Genomic DNA, 19,420 nt, shown 5'->3' on the forward strand with positions numbered 1-19,420 from the left:
GTGGCTCCCATGCGCTCGGGCTGTGGCACTCGTCGGCCTGCCCGACCCGATCGCTGACGGCCCTCTCTCGTCTCTCCCTGTGCGCGCACCGGAGGCCGTCCTGCCTAGGGAGCGCTGCCGGTGCGGGTGGCCGTCGGGACGGGAGCCGGGCCCTCCGACGAGGGCCCGACGTCCTTGATCCCGCCGACGAGGTAGGCACCGATGGCGACGACAGCCGCTGCCGTGGTGAACGCCGCCACCAGCCGCTCCCCTCTGGTCGTCGTACCGACGGTCCCGGGGGCCGGCGCCGTCCACCGGTACACCTGGCAGCCGACGGCCAGTGCCGCCACCACGACGAGAGCGGTGGCGAGGTCGAACGTGATGTTCACTGGGCGTTTCCCCCTGGGTGCGGGCATGCGCCTGTCGCATGCGGCGTGGGGTCTGCCTGAGCGGGTCCACCCCCTGGGTCACGGGGCGGCGGCTCATCAGACCTGCGGTCGGACTCTGACGTGCACATTCAGTTGGCGGGAGCGGGATCGGCGTGGCTTTGGTCGCGGACGCGGGACGATCCGGCAGGTGAGGACGGGCAGGCCGACGGAAGGCCGGGCGTGCCGCACGGCCCGGCGAGCAGCGTCCTCACCGGGCGGCCGGTGGAGAACGCACCCTCCCGCTCGTGCGCACCCCTTCCCGAGGCGGACCGGACCGGGGGCCCGCACACTGAACGTGCGCGGGCGTCCCGGACGCCGAGAGCCAGGTGGGACCGTGCGGACACGGACCTAGATCTCGGCCACCCGGTGTGTTCTGGCATCAGGGGTCCCGCCCGGCTCCGCGGAGCGAGGATGCCGTGCGGGGGACGGGCCGGTGGTGGGGGCCGAGGGATCTCGAAGCGTCGTCGTCGCCCGTTCGATGGAGTCGAAGACGACCGTGACCGCGTCGGCCACGTCCTCCAGCCGTGCCGGAAGCCGGGCGCGGACCTGCGCCCAGTCCCCGCGGTGGGCCTCCGAAAAGCCGGTGAGTACCTTGATCGGCTCCTGTGATCCGCTTCTCCGGTACTCGCCGACCAGCTGCTCCTTTCCGGCCGTGGTCTCGCGGAGCAGGCCGATCAGTGCCCTGCGGAGGTTGTCCGTGTAAGGGTCGGCGGCAACGCCCGCGTCGTGTTCGGCCCGAATGTTGTCCCGGGCCACGCGGCCTTCGAGTTCCTGCAGCTCTGCCAGTCGTGTGGAGGCGAATCCGAGGTGGACCGCGCCACGCTCGGTGGCCCCGTCGGCCATGCCGAGGCGCCAGGACTCGACGCCCAGCTTCACTCCGTACAGCGCGTCGCCCGGCAACGCGTCCGTGCTGGAGGCGGCGAGCCCGCTCATGCCTCCGAAGGTGAGTCCTGCGACCAGGCCAAGTGCGGCGAGCGTTCGGGCGAACCGGGACCTGGGCCTCGGCGGTGCGGCACGGTCGAGGCCTGGCAGCCTGCCCCAGCCGTGGACGCGGCCCCGAGCGGTCCGCCGTCGTGCGTCCTGTGCCGGTACGGTGAGGTCCTCGCTGGATCCGTTCAGGAGCGTCTGCTCCATGGCGGCCACCAACCGCGCCCGCTGAATAGCCTTGACCTCGGGATCTAGTTCGGGACGCGGCAGTGCGCCCAGAGTGCTCGCCAGGCTGACCAGCCTGGAATGTCCGGGTTCCCTGTCGGCATGTGCCGGGCCCGTTTCGTCGGCTTCTCGCCGGTGGGGGGCTCCGCCCGCCTCCTCCAACGCCTGGGCGAAGGCGCTCGCGGCGCGGTCCGCACGCTGCGGGGCCAGGACGCGGACACCGCCCCTGCGGCGCGAGGACACCGCCGTCGCACCGCTGGAGGGAGGGGCAGCCGTGAGGGTTCCTGTCGCGGCGACCGTCGCTGTGACAGGAGCAGGGTCGGCGGCCGCGGCGGCCTGAAGGACCCTGGCGAGCATGGCCGCCTGTGCCTCCGGGGTGAGCAGCGGATACTGGGAGGCGAGGTGGTTCTCGGCCACCGCGAGGCGTGCGGCGACCGACGGGTCCAGAACGCCGCCAGGCTGCGCGTCGGGCATCTCCTCGGTCATCGCTCCTCCTCCTGGGCGGTGAGGAACGTCCGCAGCCGCCGTGCGGCGTAGGTCAGTTGGGTGGTCACGGTGCTGCGGCTCTTGCCGAGTTCCTCGGCGACCTGGTCCGCCGGCTTGTGCAGCATCCAGCTCATGACGGCGACTTCGCGCACGGCCGCCGGAAGCTCTTGGAGGGCGGCGATGACGTCGTCATAGATGATCTTCCCCTCCAGGGGGTCGGCCGTGGTCTCGCGCGGCCTCGTGGCGCGCAACTGCTCTCGCAGATGCTCTTCCCTCGAGCGGTTGCGTCGGTGTTTTCTGATGCCGTTCCTGAGGACCGTGAACAGATAGGCGGGCGGATTCTCGATCGAGGCCCAACGGGTGAGAATCTCTACGAACGCCTCCTCGACGATCTCCTCGACGTCCACGCTCGGGTCTTCCATGTGGACGAACGTCACGGCTTGTCTGTAGTAGGCGTTGAACAGGCCGGTGAATGCGGCATGAGACTCCTTTTCCGAAGGCTCACCGTCGCAGCTGCGCTCGGTCACCGGCTCCCGCCCGCTGCACGCGCGCGGGCGGGGCGGGTCGTCCTCCGGGAGTGCGGGCCGGGGGCCGCACCGCACCGGCGACGGCGGGGCGGCCCCGCAGCGCGCATCCTGCGGGGAGAAGGGTTCTCACGCCCGTCGTTACGGCTCTCCGGCAGCGCAGGTTCCCCGACCGAACGCGAGCCTGTGCGCGAGCGGTGTCGCCGGTGGTCGGTGCCGCCGATGCGGGCGAGGTCTCGGCGAACGGCGTGATGGAGCCGCTGACGAGAACGCTCGCGACCCCACAGGCAGAGCACCCGCGGGTGAGCCGGCGGGCCGACCACCGGGGTCGCGCTCGGGGCGAGATGGTGCACGATGGTTCGTCCTTCGATGCGGTGGGAGGAGGAAACCCTGACGTATGTAAGAGCAAGTGGGGCCGCCGTCTGACGAGTTGGCGGAAATCGGAAGAATGGGCGACACGTCACCCGGAGGTACCCGCGGCGGTACCCAGCCCTCCTGGCATGAGCGGTCGTGCTCGGCTGCGTCCGGCGGCCTGCGGCCGTTCGCCGGCGGTCTTCGGCCGGAGGACCGACTGGTGGGCCTGAACCTCACCCAGCCAAGGCGGTCGGGGTCTGCGCGCGGAGCGTGAAGAGCCATGGCCCCGCTCGCAGCAGCGCGTTCAGCGGGCGTACGGACGGGGTCGCTTGCGCCGTTCGCTCAGGCCGGGTCGCCGCCCGCCGCGAGCGCGATGCCCAGCGGGGTCTGTTCGTACAGCACCTCGTGGCCGTAGCGGCGGGAGGTCAGCAGGCCGGCGTCGCGCAGGGCGGACAGATGGGCGGAGACCGAGGACGGGGCGAGCCCCAGTCGGCGGGCCAAGGCGGTGGTCCCCGCGGGTTCGTTCAGGGCGGCGAGCACGGCGGCGCGTCCGCGTCCGAGGAGTCGACTCAGCGCGTCGGGGGCATCGGCGGCCTGCCGGGCCCACAGGCCGCCGATCCCCCGGACGGGATAGACCAGCATGGGGGGCCAGGGTGGTTCGAAGCCGCCGACCACGTCCGGCCACGAGAACACGCTGGGCATCAGGACCAGCCCCTGGCCGTCGAGGTCGCGCACATGCTCGGTCCTCGCGTCGACGGTGAGGGTTCCCGCCCGCCAGGTGATCCGGGGGTCGAGCTGCGGCAACAGCCCGCCCAGTCCCGTCTCGGCCAGGCGTCGTGAGTGGAAGGCGACGTCCGCCTCCAGCAGGGCGCGCAACCGGGGCCAGTACGGCTCGACCAGGACGCGCCAGGCCTCCTCCAGGAGGTCGGCCAGCCAGGTGACCGTGTGCTCCATGTCCCGCAACAGGACCCTGCCCAGTCGGGAGCCCAGGGCTCCCGGTGTGTCCTTCAGTGACCGTGCGGTGTCGTGATACGCGGCCTGCCGATCCGCTCGGCGGACCAGTGCGATCTCCTCGTCGAACGCCGTCGCCGGGCCGAGCGGTGGCGGGCTGAGCCAGTCCGGGGAGTGCCCGAATCTGGGCATCAGCAGCCACAGCGGGGCCAGGTCCAGCCGTCGGGCGTCTTCCTGGATGCGGCGCAGCCACGGTCCGTGGAAGCCATGCCGGTCGGGCCGGTTCAGGGTGCGGATGGCTTCCTGGGTCTCCCACAGAGGCGACACGGCGAAGCGGCACCGCAAGAAGTCGTCTTCGCCGAATCTCATGTGCAGGGGCATACAAGGCTCTCCCGTTACCCGGCCAGGCGAGCAGCCGCGGGCTCGGGCAGAGATTCGGCTGACACCGAAACTCTACGGCGTCGGTTCGGCCTCGACGCAGCATGCCCCCATGCATGGAAAGACGGCTCCGCCCTCAGCGCAGCTCTCCGCTCCGGAACCCGCCGCCCGTAAGGGTTCCTCACACGAGCCCACGGGGTACCGGCGGGTGTTCGCCGTGGCGGAGTTCCGCTTCGTCTTCGCCGCGCACGCCCTCTCGCTCCTCGGCGTCGTCGTCAGCGAGCTCGCCCTCACGGTGCTGGTGTACGGACTGACCGGATCGCCGTTGCTCAGCTCACTGGTCCTCGCTCTCGGATTCCTGCCCCACCTGGTGGGCGGAGCGCTTCTGTCCGGGGTGGCCGACCAGTACCCCCCGCGCGGGGTTCTGGTCGTGTGCGACCTGCTCTGCGCGGCCTGCGCCGGCGCCATGGCGCTGCCCGGCACGCCCATCGCCGTCCTGCTCGTGCTCCGATGCCTGATCGCGGTCACCGCGCCGGTCTTCACCGGCACCCGCACCGCGACGCTCGCCGACATACTCGGAGACGGCGACCTGTTCGTGCTGGGCCGCTCGCTGCTGCGGATCGTGTCGCAGGGTGCCCTGCTCATCGGGTTCGGCCTCGGTGGGGTGCTGCTCACGGTCGTGTCGCCGCGCGGTGCCCTCGTGGTGACCGTGTGCACGTTCGCGAGTTCCGCGCTGCTGCTGCGGTTCGGGACCCGCCGCCGACCCGCCTGGACCGGGAAGGGGGCGCTCGTACGGAACTCGCTGTCCGGTACTCGCCAGGTGCTGGAGGATCGCCGGACCCGAGCTGTGCTGCTGCTCACGTGGGGACCGCCCCTGTTCGTCGTGGCTCCCGAAGCGCTGGCCGCGGCGTTCGCCGACGAGATCGGTGTCGGCGCGGCAGGCGTCGGCCTGCTGATGTGTGCGATGCCCGTCGGGACCATCGCCGGCGAGCTGATCGCGGGGGCACTGTTCTCCCCCGCCGCCCGCGCCCGGATCACCCTGCCCCTGGCGGCCAGCGGACTGCTCCCCCTGCTCGCCGTTCCCGTTCTGCCCGGTCTCGGGTGGGTGCTGCTCGCTCTGGCGCTGACCGGAATCGCGGGCGCGTACACGCTCGGTCTGGATCAGTGGTTCGTGCGGGCCGTCCCGGAAGAACTGCGCGGTCGGGCCATGACCGCGCAGACAGCGGGACTGATGACGACCCAGGGAGGAGGCATGGCCCTCGCCGGTGCGGCGGCCGAGTTCTGGCCGGTCAGCGTGGTCGTCTGCGCGGCAGGCGCGTCGGGCACGGTGTGTTGCGTCCTGCTGGCACTGCACGTCCTGCGCACGGGTGAGCGCCCCGACCGGTGAACGCGCCCGGGGCCCGTCCGGTTGACCGCGGTCACGGGTCGCATGCCCGCGCAGAGGAATGCCTGCCGAGCGCTGCACCCGGGGAGCCCGTGGCTGCGCGCGGGCTGCGGACGCCGGGGCCCGTAGCGCCCCGGGGCATACGTGAGCTCATGCGGAGGGGCCGTCCCGGGGCGGTCCGACGAGCGAGCGCAGCACCGGCACCGCCGGGCCGGCGGCCGCGAGCCCGGCCAGCACCGCGCCCGCACCGGGAGCGCCGGTCAGGGCGGTCAGGCTGCCGGTCACCAACCCGATGACGACGGCGTACAGCAGGACGACAGTGGTGTGTACGGAGAGGAACGGCGGCGGCTCCGGCGCGGAGCCGGCAGGGAGGCCTCGGTCTGCCTGCGGGTTCGGATTCATGCCGCTCACCCTGCCCGCCCACCTGGCTTCGCCCCGCACGGACCGAACAGTTCCGACGTACTCCGAACAGCACCTGCGCACCGTAGGACGATCTTGCAGCCGCGGCCGAGCATCGTGCGGCGCATGACGGGTCGGGCAGTTCGGACGCGGGTCCTGCCCCGACAGCGCCCTCGCCGAGGAACTGCGCGCCCTGGGCGCCGGCACTGCGTTTTCTGCCGACTCATCCGGGAGGACTCGGCACAGTGGACGGCCCGGGAGAGTGAGGTCTGCGCCTTCACCCCGTTGAACCCGCTCGCGCCGGGTCACACGCTGGTGATTCCGACCCGCCACTACACGGATGTCTTCAGCGCCCCGCCCGATGTCCTGAACGCCTCCCTCGCACTGGTCCGACGCGTGGCGACAGCCATGCGAACGGTCCTGGGCGCTACGGGCGTGAACATCCTGCGCGCCAGTGGGCCGGGATCGGAGCAGTCCGTGCCGCACTTGCATTTCCATGTGGTCCCCCGCCGGGTGGACGACGGGATCTCGACGTGGCCGACCAGTCGCTCGCGTCACCACCTCACCGGAGACGCGGGCGCACGGCTGGCCCACGCGCTCAACCGCGGTCAGGAGCCCGCCCTAGAGGCTGAACCGGACGGACCACGCCCGCCGTTTCAGCCTCGGGCATGACCTCCCGGCCCCTTGCGGCATCAGTGCTTGCCCGAGGGCTCCTCGGTCCCCTCGTCGTCCGGCTCTTGGTGTTTCTCCACCAACTGCTCGATCTCCTGGGGAACCCAGTGCAGCGCGTCCAGGACCAGACCCCACGCCCGGTCCCGCAGCTCCTCCGGTACCTCGGCTTCGATCTTCTCCGCGAGCCTGTCGATCTTGGACTGGGCGTCATACTCGGTGCCCGTGGTCGGCGCGGTCATCACTCCCCACACCAGCCGGCCGACTCCGGCCGCCACTCGTCCTATGCTGCCGAGCACCGGACCCACTTCCATCTGCACTGCCTCCCCTGCTGGTTGGTGTCCTGCCGCAGCGCGGCCCACGCCGGTGTGCCGGGCGGGGTGGCGAGCTGCTTCAGGTGGTGGTGGGCCAGGCCCGCAGCAGGGCGGCAATCTCCCCCGCGGTGCAGGCGGGGTCGAGGAGCAGGTCCTTGAGGGCCACGGCGTCCTCACGGGCGGGCTTGACCGTGATTCCGGCGGCTTCCAGGTACATGACGCCGGTCGCCGCGGCGACGGCCATGTTGGAGCGCTCCAGCCAGCGGCACCGGCCCAGCGTGTGCACGAGGGCGGCGGCTCTGGCGTAGGGGCCGTCGTAGACGGGCTGCTCGAACAGCTCGGCGCGGTGACGGGCGACCGCCGAGACGGGAACGCCGTAGTCGTCGGGGGCCGGATCGTTCGCCCCGGCGGCCTCCGCGACCTGCAGGATCCAGGGAACGTCGATGTGCAGGTCCATCAGGCCGCGCGCGCTCCCCGTGCCGTCTGCTGAGCGTTCTCGGCTTCGTCGAAGACGCTCTGGTGGTCGGCGAGAAAGCGGGTGGCCGCGTCCACCGCGCGGGCGCGCAGGCCGCTGGCATCGTCCTGCACCAGCCGGGCGAGGTAGTCCCCGATGCTCAGCCCCAGGTCGGCGGCTCGCTTCTTCGCGAGCTCCGCCACGTCCTCGTCCACGCGTGCACCCAGTTGCGTCTTCGCCATGCCGGCATGGTAACAGCTGTTACCACCCGGTGGGGGTGTCAGTGCCGGGGGTGAGCAGCGGCACCACAACCGCCGGCGGAGCGGAGCGGTCAGGATGCGGCAGGGACTGCCCCGTCGAGGCCGCGGGAGGCGACGAACTGTGCACTGCCGTCGGCCAGGCGGTAGCGCAGGCCCACCACGGCGGCCTGGCCGGCGGCCACCTTTTCGGCGAGGACCCGGGACCGGTCCAGCAGCAGGTCGACCGTGTGCCGTACGTGTTCGGCGAGGACCTCCTCGGGCTGCACCCGTCCGGCGGCCCGGGCGGCCAGCACGCTCGGGGTCACCCGCTCGACAACGTCCCGGACGAAGCCGCCCGGGGTCTGCCCGTCCTCCAGAGCGGCGCACGCCGCCCCCACCGCGCCGCACGAGTCATGGCCGAGGACCACGACCAGCGGGCAGCCCAGCACTTCCACGCCGAACTCGATGCTTCCCAGCACCTCCGGGCCCATGACGTGACCGGCGGTGCGCACCACGAACAGATCGCCCAGGCCGCGGTCGAAGATGATCTCAGCGGCCAGCCGCGAGTCGGAACACCCGAACAGCACGGCGAAGGGTTGCTGGGAGGGCGCGGTCTCGGCGCGGCGGGCGGCGTCCTGGTTCGGGTGCTCGGGAATGCCGGCGACGAAGCGCTGGTTACCAGCAAGGAGCAGCTCAAAGGCGTCACGGGGCGTCGGGCTCTCGATCGCGGTCATGGTCCGCAGCCTACGAGGCGACGCCAGCCGCCGCACCGCCGGGTCGCGCCGACGGGCCACGCTGACGGCCCTGTCATCGTCCTCGGGCGCCGGGCGAGGGCGGCCTCGGTGCGGAACCTCAGCGCGCGACGGTGCTGCTCCGCACCGTACGACCACCGGTCCACCGTCTGCGGGGCGCGCCAGATGAGGCCGGCGGACACGGACGGTCCGGTCCGGAGCCGGTCGGAGCACGGTCAGACGGTTCAGCCGGCGTGCTCGGCGAGGAAGCGGCAGTGGGCGGTGAAAATGGCCTCGGCCTCCTCGCGGGTGGCCAGGTGTCCTGCGTCGGGAGTGCCGCGGGGCGTCATCGCGGCGGCACGGCTCCGTGGAACGGTCAGCAGGGAGCGCCCCGTCACCCCCGTTGGCCCGCTTGTCCCGGCGAACACGGCAGGCTAGATCTTGTGCCCCTTGACGAAGACCGACAAGGATCCGTCGGGCCGCACCCAACGCAGCTTCTTGAGGCCGTTGTACTCGCCTCCGAGCTGGAAGAGCGTCAGCCCGACCACGAAGGAAGCGAAGGTCGCGGCGAGAAGACCTCCCATCAGCAGCATGCTTGGCGACTGCTCCGGTTTTCCTTCGTCGACCGGCTTGGCACCGTAGTGGAACAGCATCGGCAGCCATACGACCAGCGACCACAGAAGGAGCGCGCCCACGCGCCGATAGACACCCTGCTTCGCTCGCGCCTTCCGCATGCTCTCGACGGTCACGGACAAGACGCGTCCGCACCGCGGACACTCGACCTTGACCGAGGTCTGGCCCGTCTCCGGACGCACGAATCCGGGCGACGCGATGGTGAGGAGCTGCCACTTCGATGTGACTACGCTCCCGCGAACCTTGGCGTCGATGAGGCACCCGAGCCCCAGTCGGTACTGCCGCTCGATGTCCGGCGCCTTCTTCACGCTCTCCCCCTTCGCCGCAGGCACACGAGCATGCACGGGATCCGGCTTGCACCGCGTACCGATCAGGAGTGTGACGCACCTGATCCGGTCGTCAACACCCCTACTGCGGAATCGTATTGTGGTCCAGTGCCACGGGGGAAGATGATCCATGTGCGGGACGGGTCAGGGTGTGATCGGGGGCCGCTCCGGGATGAACCCCGATGCTCGGGCGGGCGCCCGCTGACAGCGTAGAGGCATGACTTCACCACGCATGTCACGAAGGGCCTTTGCGGGCGTGGCCCTGTCAGGGACGGCCGCGTTGGCTGCCACCGCGGCTCTTCCCGCGCGCCGCGCCCATGCCACGCCCACACGTCTCCCTCCGCTGGATCCCAGGGCCCTGCAGGCGGCGATCGACGACCTGGAGCACCCGCCGTCGACGGCTGCCCAGCTGCGAGTCCGCGGCAGGGCCGGCCACTGGTACGGCACCTCTGGCGTGGCCGACATCCGGACGCGGCGGCCGGTGACGACACGTGACAAGGTCCGGATCGGCAGCATCACCAAGGTTTTCGTCGCCACGGTGGTGCTGCAGCTGGTGGCGGAGGGCCGGGTCGTCCTGGATTCGCCGGTGCGACGCGTCCTGCCGGGGCTGCTGCCGACCCGCTTCGCGGATGTCACCGTGGCACATCTGCTGAACCACACCAGCGGACTGCCCGACCACGTCGGCGTCCCGGAGCCGGATACCGCGGAGGAGGTGTTCCGCCACCGCTTCGATCACTGGACGCCGCGGGAGTGGGTGGCGACGGCGACGCACGGGCCGCTGAAGTTCGCCCCGGGCACCCGACAGGAGTACCGCGGCATCAACTACGTGCTGGCCGCCCTGATCGTCGACAAGGTGACCGGCCGCCCGTACGGTGAGGCCGTCACGGCCCGCATCCTGCGTCCGCTGGACCTGGCGGGCACCGTCGTACCCGGCGACGACCCGCGCATCCACGGCCGGTATGTGCACGGTTACCTGCAGATGACCGACGGGAGCCTGCGGGACATAACCTCCTGCGACCAGTCGTCCTCCCGCGGCGAAGGCGACATGGTCTCCACCACGAGCGATGTCGACCGGATGCTGGCTGCGCTGTTCTCCGGCGAGTTGCTCCCGCCTGAGCTGCTTCAGCTGATGTTCACCCTGCCGCCCGACGACGTGCGCATGCTGGACGGCTCTCCGGCCCGCTACAGCACCGGTCTGCAGCAGGCCACCGTCAACGGCGTGACGTTATGGGGCAAGACCGGCGAGACGTACGGGTACAAGAACGCCGCATTCTCCACTCGTGACCAGCGGCGCCGCTTCGTACTCGCGTACCACCCGACGACCGCCCGCAACGGCCAGGAGAGCCAGACGATCGCCCGGGTCGCCGAGCTGCTCACCCGCAGCCCGGGCGCAGAGGACTCGGCGACCCGTGCGTGATACCGACCGTGCCGGTCAGAACCACTCGCTGATGGCCGTGCCAGGTTGGCTGCTGACGTTCGCATTGCTGCCGATCGGAGAGCGCCCCGAGGTGCGAGGCGGTGCATGCCCGCGCTCCGGCGGCGTCGGCTTGTCGGTGCCAGTGGACATGTACGGGGCGCGCCCGGTGGACCAGTGCCGTCACCTGGTGACTGTCGCCGGACGCGTCGAGCGCGGGAGCAACGTGGCGCAGCAGCTCGTACAGCATCTCCCCGGCCCGGCGTTGCCGACCACCCGGGTGGACCAAGGTGCTGCTCAGTCCGTGGCGGGCTCATGACTTCCGGAATCGGCCAGCCGACCACCACGTCCCGTTCGGCTCGCGTGACGTGCCCGAGACCGGCCCATTCGGTCAGCTGGTCGTACGTCGCCATCGAGCGGTCCTCCTCCGTCGGCTGCGGTCCTGCCCCTGTCGAGCCGGCCTGAGGCCAGAGCCCGGCCGGACTTGCGGGACAGCCCTTGTCAGTTCTCGGAAGTGGGCTGGTGCGCCTGCGTCCGGGCGCTCGGTCGCCGTGGAACCGGCGGGGCGGGGACGCAGGCGCTGCCCTGTGCGTCGATGGCTTGTCTGCCGGCTGCTCTGTCAGAAGGCGGAGTTGGCGAACCAGTGCGCCAGCAGATCTTTGTCCCCGTCGTGGGTGAAGGGCGTCGCGTCGTGGCGCAGGCGGCCGTACAGGAGCAGCAACAGGTCGGCCGCGGTGCCCTGGACGGTCGCGTCGGCGGTGCCGGTCGCGGCGGGGCTCGTGTCGAGTCCGAAGCCGTCGGGCCGCAGACGGACGAACCAGTCGCCGTCACCGTCGGTCGCCCGGAAGCGGATGGTCTTGCCGGGACCGCGCAGGTTGGCGACGTCGGGTGCGAAGAAGGCGGCGAAGGGCAGATTGACGAGGAACTCGTCGATCCCGTCGACCGCCAGCGGGCGGTCGATCGCGGGCCGGCGGCCGAGCGCCAGGTCGGCGTCGACCCGGTGCAGCAGGGTCTCGAAGAGCATCCGGCGCGCCCAGAAGCGGGCGTGCTGGTCGACGCCCCACGCCCACATGGGCAGGTCCGGGTCGGTGGCCGCGAAGGCCCGCGCGGCCACGGTCGCGCTCTCGGCCAGCCAGTCGACGTACTCCTCCTGCCGGTCCGGGAGTTGCAGGTCCACCTTCCGCGTGCGCGGGGGTTCCTGGATGCGCGCGTGCAGAAGGCTGGAGAACCAGCGCTGGACGCTGCCGGTGTGCTTGACCAAGTCGGCGAGTGTCCACTCGGGGCAGCTCGGCACGGGAGTGGTCAGGTCGGTGTCCTTGAGCGCCGCGACGAATCGGGCGGTCTCGGTGGCGATCGCGGCGCGGTGGTCGACCGCTGTGGATCCGGGGGCGGGGTGGTCGGAGGGGGTCAACTCGGGGCCTTTCTCTGGTGCGGCTTCGGGTGCCGGCTTCGGGTGCCGGCTTTGGGCTGCGGCTTCGGGCGGCGGCTTCGGGCGGCGGCTTCGGGCGGCGGTGCGCCGGGCGCGTACGGACCGTCTCGCCCGGTCAGGACTTGAGCGCCGCCCTGGTCACGCCGGCTCGGCCGCGGATGTCGCCTCCGCGAGCTCGGCCGTCTCGGCTTCGACGGGCATACGCATCACCGGAGTACGAGGCGCGGACACCGTCCTGAGTCCGATGAGGGCGACGGCGGCGACCAGGATGAACGCGGCTCCGGCGATGGCGAAGCTCAGCGTGAACTGGCTCTCCTGCGGAAGGACGGGCATGCCGGCCGGCAGCGGGACGGTCTTCGACGCCAGAAGCGACGTGATCACCGCGCTCGCGACGGCGCTGCCGACCGAGCGGGAGATGGAGTTGATGCCGTTGGCGATACCGGTCTGGTGAGCCGGAACGCCGGCGACGATCAGCGCGGGCATGGCGGCGTAGCCGAAGCTGATCGCCACACCGATGAGCATGCCCGCGCCGATGACGGAGGGGCTGGTGTCGTGCGCGGCGGTCAGCCAGGTGAAACCGAGCACTCCGAAGCAGGCCCCGGCGGCCAGCGTGACGCGTGCGCCGAGCCTGCCCACCAGCACCCCGCCGAACTGGGCGCCGACGAGAGAAACGAGCGTGGTCGGCAGCAGATACACCACGGACGCGGCCAGGACGGAGGCGCCGAAGCCGTAGCCGGCGAGGTCTTCGGGCATCTGCACCAGGTAGGAGACACCGATGAAGTGAGTGAACATCGCGAAGCCGAGCAGCAGGCCCGCCAGGTTGGTGAACAGCACGGGCCGGTGGACGAACATCTTCATGTCCACCATCGGGTCCTCGACCCGGCTTTCGGTGAAGACCCACACACCCGTCATGACGAGGGCACCGGCGAACGCTGCGAGCACACGGCCGGACGTCCACCCCCACTCGTGCCCCTGCGAGATCGGCAGCAGCACCAGCACCAGCAGCATCCCCAGGGTCAGCGCCCCCAGCCAGTCCGTGCGTCCGCCCGTCTTCGTCCGGGAAGCGGGCACCGTGACCAGCACGCCGGCCAGTGCCACCACGGCAAGCGCGGCAGCCAGCCAGAAGACCCGGTGGTAGTCGGGATCGGAGCCCTGGGTGAGGAGCCCCGCGCCCACCAGGGCGAGTCCGCTTCCGAACGCGAGCGTGCCGCTGACCAAGGCCATCGCTCCATGCAGCTTCTGCGGCCTGATCTCCTCACGCAGCACGGACAGGGCGAGAGGGAAGATCGCGGTCGCCGCACCCTGCATCACCCGCCCGATGATCAGCCACGTCAGAGAGCTGGTGGTCGCGGCGAGCACCGACCCGGCGATCATCACGATCAGCACACCGACGAGTGTGGGCTTCTTGCCGTGCTGGTCGCCGAAGCGGCCGAGCAGCGGGGTGAACACGGCGGCTGACAGCAGGGTGGCCGTGGTCACCCAGCTGACGTTCGCCGTGGTGGCCTTCAGGTCGCTCTGGATGATGCCCAGGATCGGGACGACCAGGGTCTGCATCATCGAGACGACCATGGAGGCGAGCCCGAGCACCAGGACGAGCCCGGTATGCCCGGAGGGCCTCGACGTCGGTGCGTGCGTTGCGTGAGACACGGGAAGCTCTGCCCTAACTATTTGAGAACCTCGATGCTTGATAACTTCAAGCAATGGCGCAGACGGTATCCGGCAATATTTGAGATGGTCAAGCTTGCTGGCTTAGGGTGACCCACATGACAGGAACCCGCGGTGTCGACACCGCGCAGCTCATGGAGCTGCTCTCGGTGTCGCTCGCCGCCTACTACGGCGACTTCACGGCGGCCGCGGCGAGCGAGAACCTCACGGCCAGCCAGGGCAAGACGCTCAACGTCCTGCGCCGCGGACCCGCCGCGATGCGTGTCCTGGCTTCCATCCTGACCTGCGACGCCTCCAACATGACCGGGATCATCGACCGGCTGGAAAAGCGCGGCCTGGTCCGCCGCGAACCCAGTCCCACCGACCGCCGCGTCAAGAACGTCGTCCTCACCGACGAAGGCGAACGCGTCATCGACGTCATCCGCGGCAAGATGCACACCACACGCGCCGGCCTGGACAACCTCACCGCCCAGCAGCGGGACACCCTCTACACCCTCCTGGAGCGTGCCTTCACCACGCATCCCTCCCACACCTGAGCACGCGGCGAACGGGCCAGAGCCACGGCGCACCCGCCAGCGGCCACAGAGCCAGATCCCGTCCGCCTGGAGTTCGAGTGCGGGCCGGGACGCGGACCACTACGTCCCGGCCCGGCGCAGTGCCCCGACTCCGGGCCCGGCGTCAGAGCTCGTCGCCGTCGGCCGGCGCCGAAGTGCCGCGCAACGGTCCGGCAGCCCGAGTCACCGTGCCGGCGGTCGCCGTTGACCCAAGCATGCCCATGCCGACGCGCACGCGCGGGAGATGCCCGCCTCGGCCGCCACCGGGGCGACCGGGCGGTACCGGCAACGCCCGACGAGACGCAGCCGCCCCTGGACGGACGGCGGGGCGTGTGCGGTGAGGCACAGGCGTTCCTCACGCCAAGGATCGAGGGCGTGCTTGCCGCAGATCTGGCCCGCTGCGAGTCGCCGCAGCACCGCCGGTCCACCGGCCAGGGGATGGCCCTGGGGGTGCCCGGCGGGTACACGCCGCGGGCTATGAGGACCCCAGGCTCATCGAGCAACGACCGGTAGAGGGACGGCGCTGCAGCCGCCATCGCACCGATGTGCAGACCCTTGACCTGGACACGGTGCGAACTGTGCGCACACCCCTTCGGTGCCGGCATCGGATTCGTCCATGAGACGGGGCAGGACCTCCCTGATCAGCCGCACGGGCAGCCCCGACTCCAGCAGCGAGCGGATCACGAGCACCCGATCGACAGCGGACGGGCAGTAGTCGCGGAACCCGTTGCTGCGACGGCCAGGGACGATCAAGCCTTCATGCTCGTAGTGCCGCAACGATCTCGCACTCACACCGCTGACTCGGGAAGCTTCGCCGATCTTCAGATCTGCAGCCAACACCCAGATGCACCGCGAGCTTCCAGCACTCGCCAACGGCATCGTGCCTGAAGAATTCCCCGTGCCCGGCGCGTTCGGCGCCCCGCAGCGCCCTCTGTCCCGCGTGCGGGGCTGTCGCCTCGCCAGGGCCAGATCGCCGCGACCCGGCCCTGACGGCACGAACTCCTCAACACCGGCGCAGCTTCACGGCACCGCCCCGGCCGGCCCGTCCGCACGCTCCCGTACACGAGGTGGACGGGGCCTTCCACCGCCGATCCGACACGTCCGTCCGCCGCTGGGCCACGTGCGGGCGGCCGGCAGACGACCCGACATGTACCCGAACTCATACAGCCGGCCGCCGGTCAATGCGGCAAGGAGGAGGCACCGGCAGCACGGCTCCTTCCCTCGTGCGCGGGAGTGCTTCGAGCCGCGTCGATGACGCGTTGTGCCGCACGAGATCGACGGGTGACGATGTCTCCTCGACCCAGGGGGTGGGAGATGCCCGACTACAGGATCAACGTCCATACCGGAAACATCAACGACGCCGGCACCGACTCGAATGTGTACATCACACTCTTCGGCAGCGACGCGAGCAGCGACGAACTGCAACTCGACAGCGGCAGGGACGACTTCGAACGCGGCCAGGTCGACACGTTCACCCACACCCTCAAGAACCTCGGAGACCTCTACCGAGTGAGGATCCGGCACGACAACTCGGGCCACTGGCCCGGCTGGTTCCTGGACCGCATCACCGTTCGCGACGAGGACGCCGACAAGGAGTGGGCCTTCCCCTGCGCGAAGTGGCTGGCACTCGACGAAGACGATCAGCGGATCGACCGATTCCTCGATCTCGCCTAGTACTCCAGCCGTAGATCGTGATCTTCATGAGGATGACGAGCGTGATGAACAGTCGTTGGGTCTCGTTGCAGGTGAGCGGTATCAGCTCGTCGGGTGAGGGATGACGGTCGTGTTCGTTCGCGCGGACGACGGCGAGGAAGGCGTGCCAAGCATGGCCAGGGTGACCCAGCGGAACCAGGACGAGGAGCGCCGGACCCGGTGCTCGTCCAAGGCCGCCAAGCCCTTGCCGGACCGGAAAAACTCCTCGACCCGCCACCTTGATCCAGCGACGCGCACCAGGGTGGTCAGCGGCACTGCGGCCGGCGAGCAGCAGCGGTAGTACGTGAGTTCGCCGGTGCTGCGGTTGCGGCGGATCAGCGACTGCTGGCTCCCGGGCCGGGGATCGGTGAGGTCGATGACGGCCCAGTCGTAGAAGCGGTGGCCCTTGGCTCCGGCCCCTGCGGACAGCTTCTGCCAGGCCCTCTTGGGCACCTTCCCGGCCAGCGTGTCCGCGCGGAACTTCCCGGCGCCTGTGGTGACTTCGTGCGAGCAGGCCACCGCTGGGACGTAGCCGGTGCTCGCGGGGTCGAGTAGGCGAGGCAAACGGCTACCTGGCTGTTCTCGACGCGTCCGGCGATGCCGGTGTACTGGCGCTGGACACCGACAGTGTCGGTGCCTTTCTTCACGTCGTCGCGGACCTGGTCGGCGGCCCACTTGGCCCGCCTGAGCAGGTGCTGCATGCCGTCCGGGGTCCTGTCCCCGGCCCGCTCGGCGATGGTCCAGCAGTTCTCGCGCGGCAGGTCCGACAGCAGGCCGAGTACCAACTTCCGGGCTCGGCACCGGGATTCGACCCGCGTGAACCGTCCCGCTGTCCGGCTCGTCAGGCCCTCGAACGCCTCCTGCCAGTGGGCAGGGTTTACGCTGTGACCTGCGGCGCACCGCGTGATCTTCAGTCTTCACACACCGATGATCAACGGCGGCCGCACCCGTCTCCACAGCGCGTCAGGCTCGCGCAGCGTCTGTCTGCGTCCTGTGTCTGGAGGACTTGTGCAACGTGGCGAAGTCTGGTGGGTCCAGTTCGACGAGCGGAGGTTGGTCGTACTGCTGTCGGGAGACGACGCGTCCGGGATCCGGGTGATGCAGGTCGTCGCTCCGGCGGGCGTCGACATCAGCGGTCTGGGCATCGAAGTGACGGTGGGCGCCGGTGAAGGAGTGCCGTTCGAAGGCGTGCTGCGGCTCGCGTTCCCGCGTCCGGGCTTCACCCCTTGCACGTGGCTGACCACTGTTTCACGGGACGACCTGATAGAGCGGGCGGCCGTCCTGTCCCCGGCGAAGCTCAGCGAGATCGACGATGCCCTCCGACTTGCTGGACAAGCGCTGGAGCAGTCCCCGGCGACGACCGCGAAGCTCAGCGAGACCAGGGACGCCCTCCGTCTCGGTGAACTCGGGTAGAGGGAGAAGGAGCCGACGGCGTGGGCGGTCTCGGCCAATTGGTCGACGCTGTCCGACTGTCGCCTCGGCGCCCCTCACCATCGAGATCACGATCTACGGCTGGAGTACCAGCCGCCCCTGACCCGGTAAGTCACCTGAGACCTCTAAGCCTTGATCGGCGCGGCCGACCTGGCAGCCTGCTCGATCTTCGCGCAGTAGGCTGCACGGGCTTCCTCGTCGATCTGCCCCTCGTGTTCGGCGCGCAATCCGGTCCGGCCGTCGAGGCCCTCACGCAGGATGTCCGCGTGCCCGGCATGCCGGATGGACTCGCCGAGGACATGAACCATGACGGCGAACAGGTTCGTGTTGGGAGCAGGCTCCGGCCACCACGGCACATGGCCGGGGGCGTCGAGCGGAAGCTCGTTGATCGTCGCGTCCGAGTGTTCCCACGTGCGCCGGTAGAACCCGATGATCTGATCGCGGGTCTCGTCCTCGGTCGCCCACAGATCGCTGCCGTCGTAGTCCTGCCACCGGGACAGCGGTTCCGGGGAAGGACGGCCGAAGACCTCGCCGAAGTACCTGGCCTCGACGGTGGCCACGTGTTTGACCAGGCCGAGAAGGTTGGTCCCGGTCACTGTCAAAGGCCGGCGGGCATCGTATTCGGACAAACCGTCGAGTTTCCAGAGCAGCGCCATGCGGTCCCGCCGCAGTCTCCCGTGCAGGTCGCCCTTCGCGAATTCATCGATCATGCGGCATGAGCCTGCCACGGGCCGCTCCTGGTCTCAAGATCCCCTACGTGGTCCACACCGATGCCTCGACGACCCGGCTCGCACCCGCCGACTCCTGTGAGCAGGACCCGAGATCAGGTCACCCGCCGGCTCCGCTCAGCCGACCGACCGCAGCCGGCCGTGTGGCAGTGACAGGAAGACGATCACTAGATCGGGTGGCATATGCGCAGGTCTACGTGCCTTCAGCGCGATTGGTCCCATGCTGGAGAAGCCCGCAAGACAAGATCATGAAAGGTCAGCCCATGACCACGACGGCACAGGACGTCATCGCCCTCAAGCTCGAGCGCAACTTCGACGCCATGGACGCCGACCACGACGGCTACGTGGACTGGACGGACTACCAGAAGCTCGCCGACCGCTACATCCAGGCATACAAGCTCGACAAGAGCGATCGCCGGGCCAGGGCCATCCAGACCTTCTGCCAGATCTACTGGCTGGAACTGCTGCGCCACTCGGGTGTGGAAGCGGACCGGCTCACGAAGGACCAGTTCGTCACGGCCAACCGTCTCGCGGTCATCGACACCAGCCGGCTCAACGTGACCGAGGGCGGCGGCCACGCGATCTTCGACGTCATCGACGTCAACGGCGACAATGAGATCAGCAAAGACGAGTTCGCCCGCTTCCTGAGGGACGTGTGGATGAGCGACGCGCCCGACGCCATGGACGCGTTCACCAAGCTGGACACTGACGGGGACGGCGCGATCTCGCGCCACGAGTTCATTCGGGCGGTGCGTGAGCACTTCCTCTCCAACGACCCGGACGCGCCGGGCAGCCTGTTCTTCGGGCACGTCTGACCCTCCCGCTTCCCGGCGTTCGCCAGTTCGGCCGGGAGGAGCCCCGGCCGCCCCTGGACTTCGATGCCAGTGGGCGGCCGTCGTCGCGTGTGAGCAGCATGAGCGGGGGCCGACCGCAGTCACTAGCGTCACTCCGCCCTGACCTACTCGGTAAACAGGGCGCGTCGCTGCTGATGTTGATGGCGAAGTCACGCACAGGAAGCCGGAAGATAACCGCCGCCATTTCAAACCGTCCGTGACGCCACCGCCGAGCTCAGGGGGCTGGGTCGGGTGCTCCCACCACCAGCTGGC

The 19,420-nt window shown here is 70.1% G+C and carries 21 protein-coding genes and 1 pseudogene; 7 read left to right on the top strand and 15 right to left on the bottom strand.

All coding sequences use genetic code 11. The features are described 5' to 3' along the window. Positions 1–104: 104 nt before the first annotated feature. The 4 genes from ACFY2L_RS35195 to ACFY2L_RS35210 form a co-directional block, all read right to left on the bottom strand. Positions 105–368 carry a hypothetical protein gene (locus tag ACFY2L_RS35195; RefSeq protein WP_390824363.1) on the bottom strand — a complete coding sequence of 88 codons (264 nt, stop codon included), beginning with the start codon at positions 366–368 and terminating at the stop codon, positions 105–107. Between the two features lie 387 nt (positions 369–755). Continuing rightward, on the bottom strand, positions 756–2,045 hold the full coding sequence (locus ACFY2L_RS35200; protein WP_390824364.1) for a hypothetical protein: 1,290 nt from the start codon (positions 2,043–2,045) through the stop codon (positions 756–758). Further along, entirely contained in the window at positions 2,042–2,572 is a 531-nt protein-coding gene (locus ACFY2L_RS35205) for an RNA polymerase sigma factor (RefSeq protein WP_390824365.1), read from the bottom strand. The genes ACFY2L_RS35200 and ACFY2L_RS35205 overlap by 4 nt, the downstream gene beginning before the upstream one ends. 693 nt (positions 2,573–3,265) lie before the next feature. Beyond that, positions 3,266–4,255 (bottom strand): DUF5937 family protein, encoded by a 990-nt coding sequence (locus ACFY2L_RS35210; protein WP_390824366.1) that lies wholly within the window; start codon positions 4,253–4,255, stop codon positions 3,266–3,268. Between the two features lie 109 nt (positions 4,256–4,364). Here ACFY2L_RS35210 and ACFY2L_RS35215 point away from each other — a divergent pair, with 109 nt between their 5' ends. Then, on the top strand, positions 4,365–5,639 hold the full coding sequence (locus ACFY2L_RS35215; protein WP_390824367.1) for an MFS transporter: 1,275 nt from the start codon (positions 4,365–4,367) through the stop codon (positions 5,637–5,639). Between the two features lie 147 nt (positions 5,640–5,786). Here the strand turns inward: ACFY2L_RS35215 and ACFY2L_RS35220 are convergent, their stop codons facing one another. Beyond that, a complete protein-coding gene (locus ACFY2L_RS35220) occupies positions 5,787–6,038 on the bottom strand; it encodes a hypothetical protein (protein ID WP_390824368.1) in 252 nt (83 codons plus the stop codon). A gap of 123 nt (positions 6,039–6,161) precedes the next feature. On the opposite strand from ACFY2L_RS35220, the gene ACFY2L_RS35225 reads away from it, so the two are divergent. Continuing rightward, on the top strand, positions 6,162–6,707 hold the full coding sequence (locus ACFY2L_RS35225; RefSeq protein WP_390824369.1) for an HIT domain-containing protein: 546 nt from the start codon (positions 6,162–6,164) through the stop codon (positions 6,705–6,707). Between the two features lie 20 nt (positions 6,708–6,727). On the opposite strand, the gene ACFY2L_RS35230 is transcribed toward ACFY2L_RS35225, so the two are convergent. The 5 genes from ACFY2L_RS35230 to ACFY2L_RS35250 all read right to left on the bottom strand — a co-directional run bounded on the left by ACFY2L_RS35230 (position 6,728) and on the right by ACFY2L_RS35250 (position 9,383). Beyond that, positions 6,728–7,018 carry a hypothetical protein gene (locus tag ACFY2L_RS35230; RefSeq protein ID WP_390824370.1) on the bottom strand — a complete coding sequence of 97 codons (291 nt, stop codon included), beginning with the start codon at positions 7,016–7,018 and terminating at the stop codon, positions 6,728–6,730. A gap of 79 nt (positions 7,019–7,097) precedes the next feature. After that, positions 7,098–7,475, bottom strand: a complete 378-nt coding sequence (locus tag ACFY2L_RS35235) for a fic family toxin-antitoxin system, toxin component (RefSeq protein WP_390661653.1) — start codon at positions 7,473–7,475, stop codon at positions 7,098–7,100. Next, positions 7,475–7,714 (bottom strand): hypothetical protein, encoded by a 240-nt coding sequence (locus tag ACFY2L_RS35240; RefSeq protein ID WP_390661652.1) that lies wholly within the window; start codon positions 7,712–7,714, stop codon positions 7,475–7,477. Before ACFY2L_RS35240 ends, ACFY2L_RS35235 begins: the two co-directional genes overlap by 1 nt. Positions 7,715–7,803: 89 nt before the next feature. After that, entirely contained in the window at positions 7,804–8,445 is a 642-nt protein-coding gene (locus tag ACFY2L_RS35245) for a carbonic anhydrase (protein WP_390661651.1), read from the bottom strand. Positions 8,446–8,876: 431 nt separating this feature from the next. Beyond that, positions 8,877–9,383, bottom strand: a complete 507-nt coding sequence (locus ACFY2L_RS35250) for a hypothetical protein (protein WP_390824371.1) — start codon at positions 9,381–9,383, stop codon at positions 8,877–8,879. 235 nt (positions 9,384–9,618) lie between these two features. Between ACFY2L_RS35250 and ACFY2L_RS35255 the strand changes: the two genes are divergently transcribed. After that, positions 9,619–10,818: a serine hydrolase domain-containing protein gene (locus ACFY2L_RS35255; RefSeq protein ID WP_390824372.1), complete on the top strand. Its 1,200-nt coding sequence runs from the start codon at positions 9,619–9,621 to the stop codon at positions 10,816–10,818. 616 nt (positions 10,819–11,434) lie between these two features. On the opposite strand, the gene ACFY2L_RS35260 is transcribed toward ACFY2L_RS35255, so the two are convergent. Then, positions 11,435–12,226 (bottom strand): maleylpyruvate isomerase family mycothiol-dependent enzyme, encoded by a 792-nt coding sequence (locus tag ACFY2L_RS35260; RefSeq protein WP_390661648.1) that lies wholly within the window; start codon positions 12,224–12,226, stop codon positions 11,435–11,437. A gap of 156 nt (positions 12,227–12,382) precedes the next feature. After that, a complete protein-coding gene (locus ACFY2L_RS35265; protein ID WP_390824373.1) occupies positions 12,383–13,891 on the bottom strand; it encodes an MFS transporter in 1,509 nt (502 codons plus the stop codon). A 116-nt stretch (positions 13,892–14,007) separates the two neighbouring features. On the opposite strand from ACFY2L_RS35265, the gene ACFY2L_RS35270 reads away from it, so the two are divergent. Then, positions 14,008–14,445, top strand: coding sequence for a MarR family winged helix-turn-helix transcriptional regulator (locus ACFY2L_RS35270; RefSeq protein WP_390661646.1), 438 nt, complete (start codon positions 14,008–14,010; stop codon positions 14,443–14,445). A gap of 510 nt (positions 14,446–14,955) precedes the next feature. Here the strand turns inward: ACFY2L_RS35270 and ACFY2L_RS35275 are convergent. Further along, on the bottom strand, positions 14,956–15,342 hold the full coding sequence (locus ACFY2L_RS35275; protein ID WP_390824374.1) for a MerR family transcriptional regulator: 387 nt from the start codon (positions 15,340–15,342) through the stop codon (positions 14,956–14,958). A 435-nt stretch (positions 15,343–15,777) separates the two neighbouring features. Here ACFY2L_RS35275 and ACFY2L_RS35280 point away from each other — a divergent pair, with 435 nt between their 5' ends. Then, positions 15,778–16,137 carry a PLAT/LH2 domain-containing protein gene (locus tag ACFY2L_RS35280; protein WP_390661644.1) on the top strand — a complete coding sequence of 120 codons (360 nt, stop codon included), beginning with the start codon at positions 15,778–15,780 and terminating at the stop codon, positions 16,135–16,137. On the opposite strand, the pseudogene ACFY2L_RS35285 reads toward ACFY2L_RS35280, so the two are convergent. Further along, positions 16,028–17,000 (bottom strand): annotated as a pseudogene (locus tag ACFY2L_RS35285) (hypothetical protein). The gene ACFY2L_RS35280 and the pseudogene ACFY2L_RS35285 sit on opposite strands and share 110 nt — an antisense overlap. 163 nt (positions 17,001–17,163) lie before the next feature. Here ACFY2L_RS35285 and ACFY2L_RS35290 point away from each other — a divergent pair. Then, complete coding sequence (locus ACFY2L_RS35290) at positions 17,164–17,568, top strand: type II toxin-antitoxin system PemK/MazF family toxin (protein WP_390661643.1); 405 nt, start codon at positions 17,164–17,166, stop codon at positions 17,566–17,568. 143 nt (positions 17,569–17,711) lie between these two features. On the opposite strand, the gene ACFY2L_RS35295 is transcribed toward ACFY2L_RS35290, so the two are convergent. Continuing rightward, on the bottom strand, positions 17,712–18,296 hold the full coding sequence (locus ACFY2L_RS35295; RefSeq protein WP_390662543.1) for a DinB family protein: 585 nt from the start codon (positions 18,294–18,296) through the stop codon (positions 17,712–17,714). Between the two features lie 281 nt (positions 18,297–18,577). Here ACFY2L_RS35295 and ACFY2L_RS35300 point away from each other — a divergent pair, with 281 nt between their 5' ends. Continuing rightward, positions 18,578–19,129 carry an EF-hand domain-containing protein gene (locus ACFY2L_RS35300; protein ID WP_390662544.1) on the top strand — a complete coding sequence of 184 codons (552 nt, stop codon included), beginning with the start codon at positions 18,578–18,580 and terminating at the stop codon, positions 19,127–19,129. Positions 19,130–19,420 lie beyond the last annotated feature (291 nt).

Origin of the sequence: Streptomyces sp. NPDC001381 (assembly GCF_042895685.1) — a bacterium.
Taxonomy (GTDB): Bacteria; Actinomycetota; Actinomycetes; order Streptomycetales; family Streptomycetaceae; genus Streptomyces.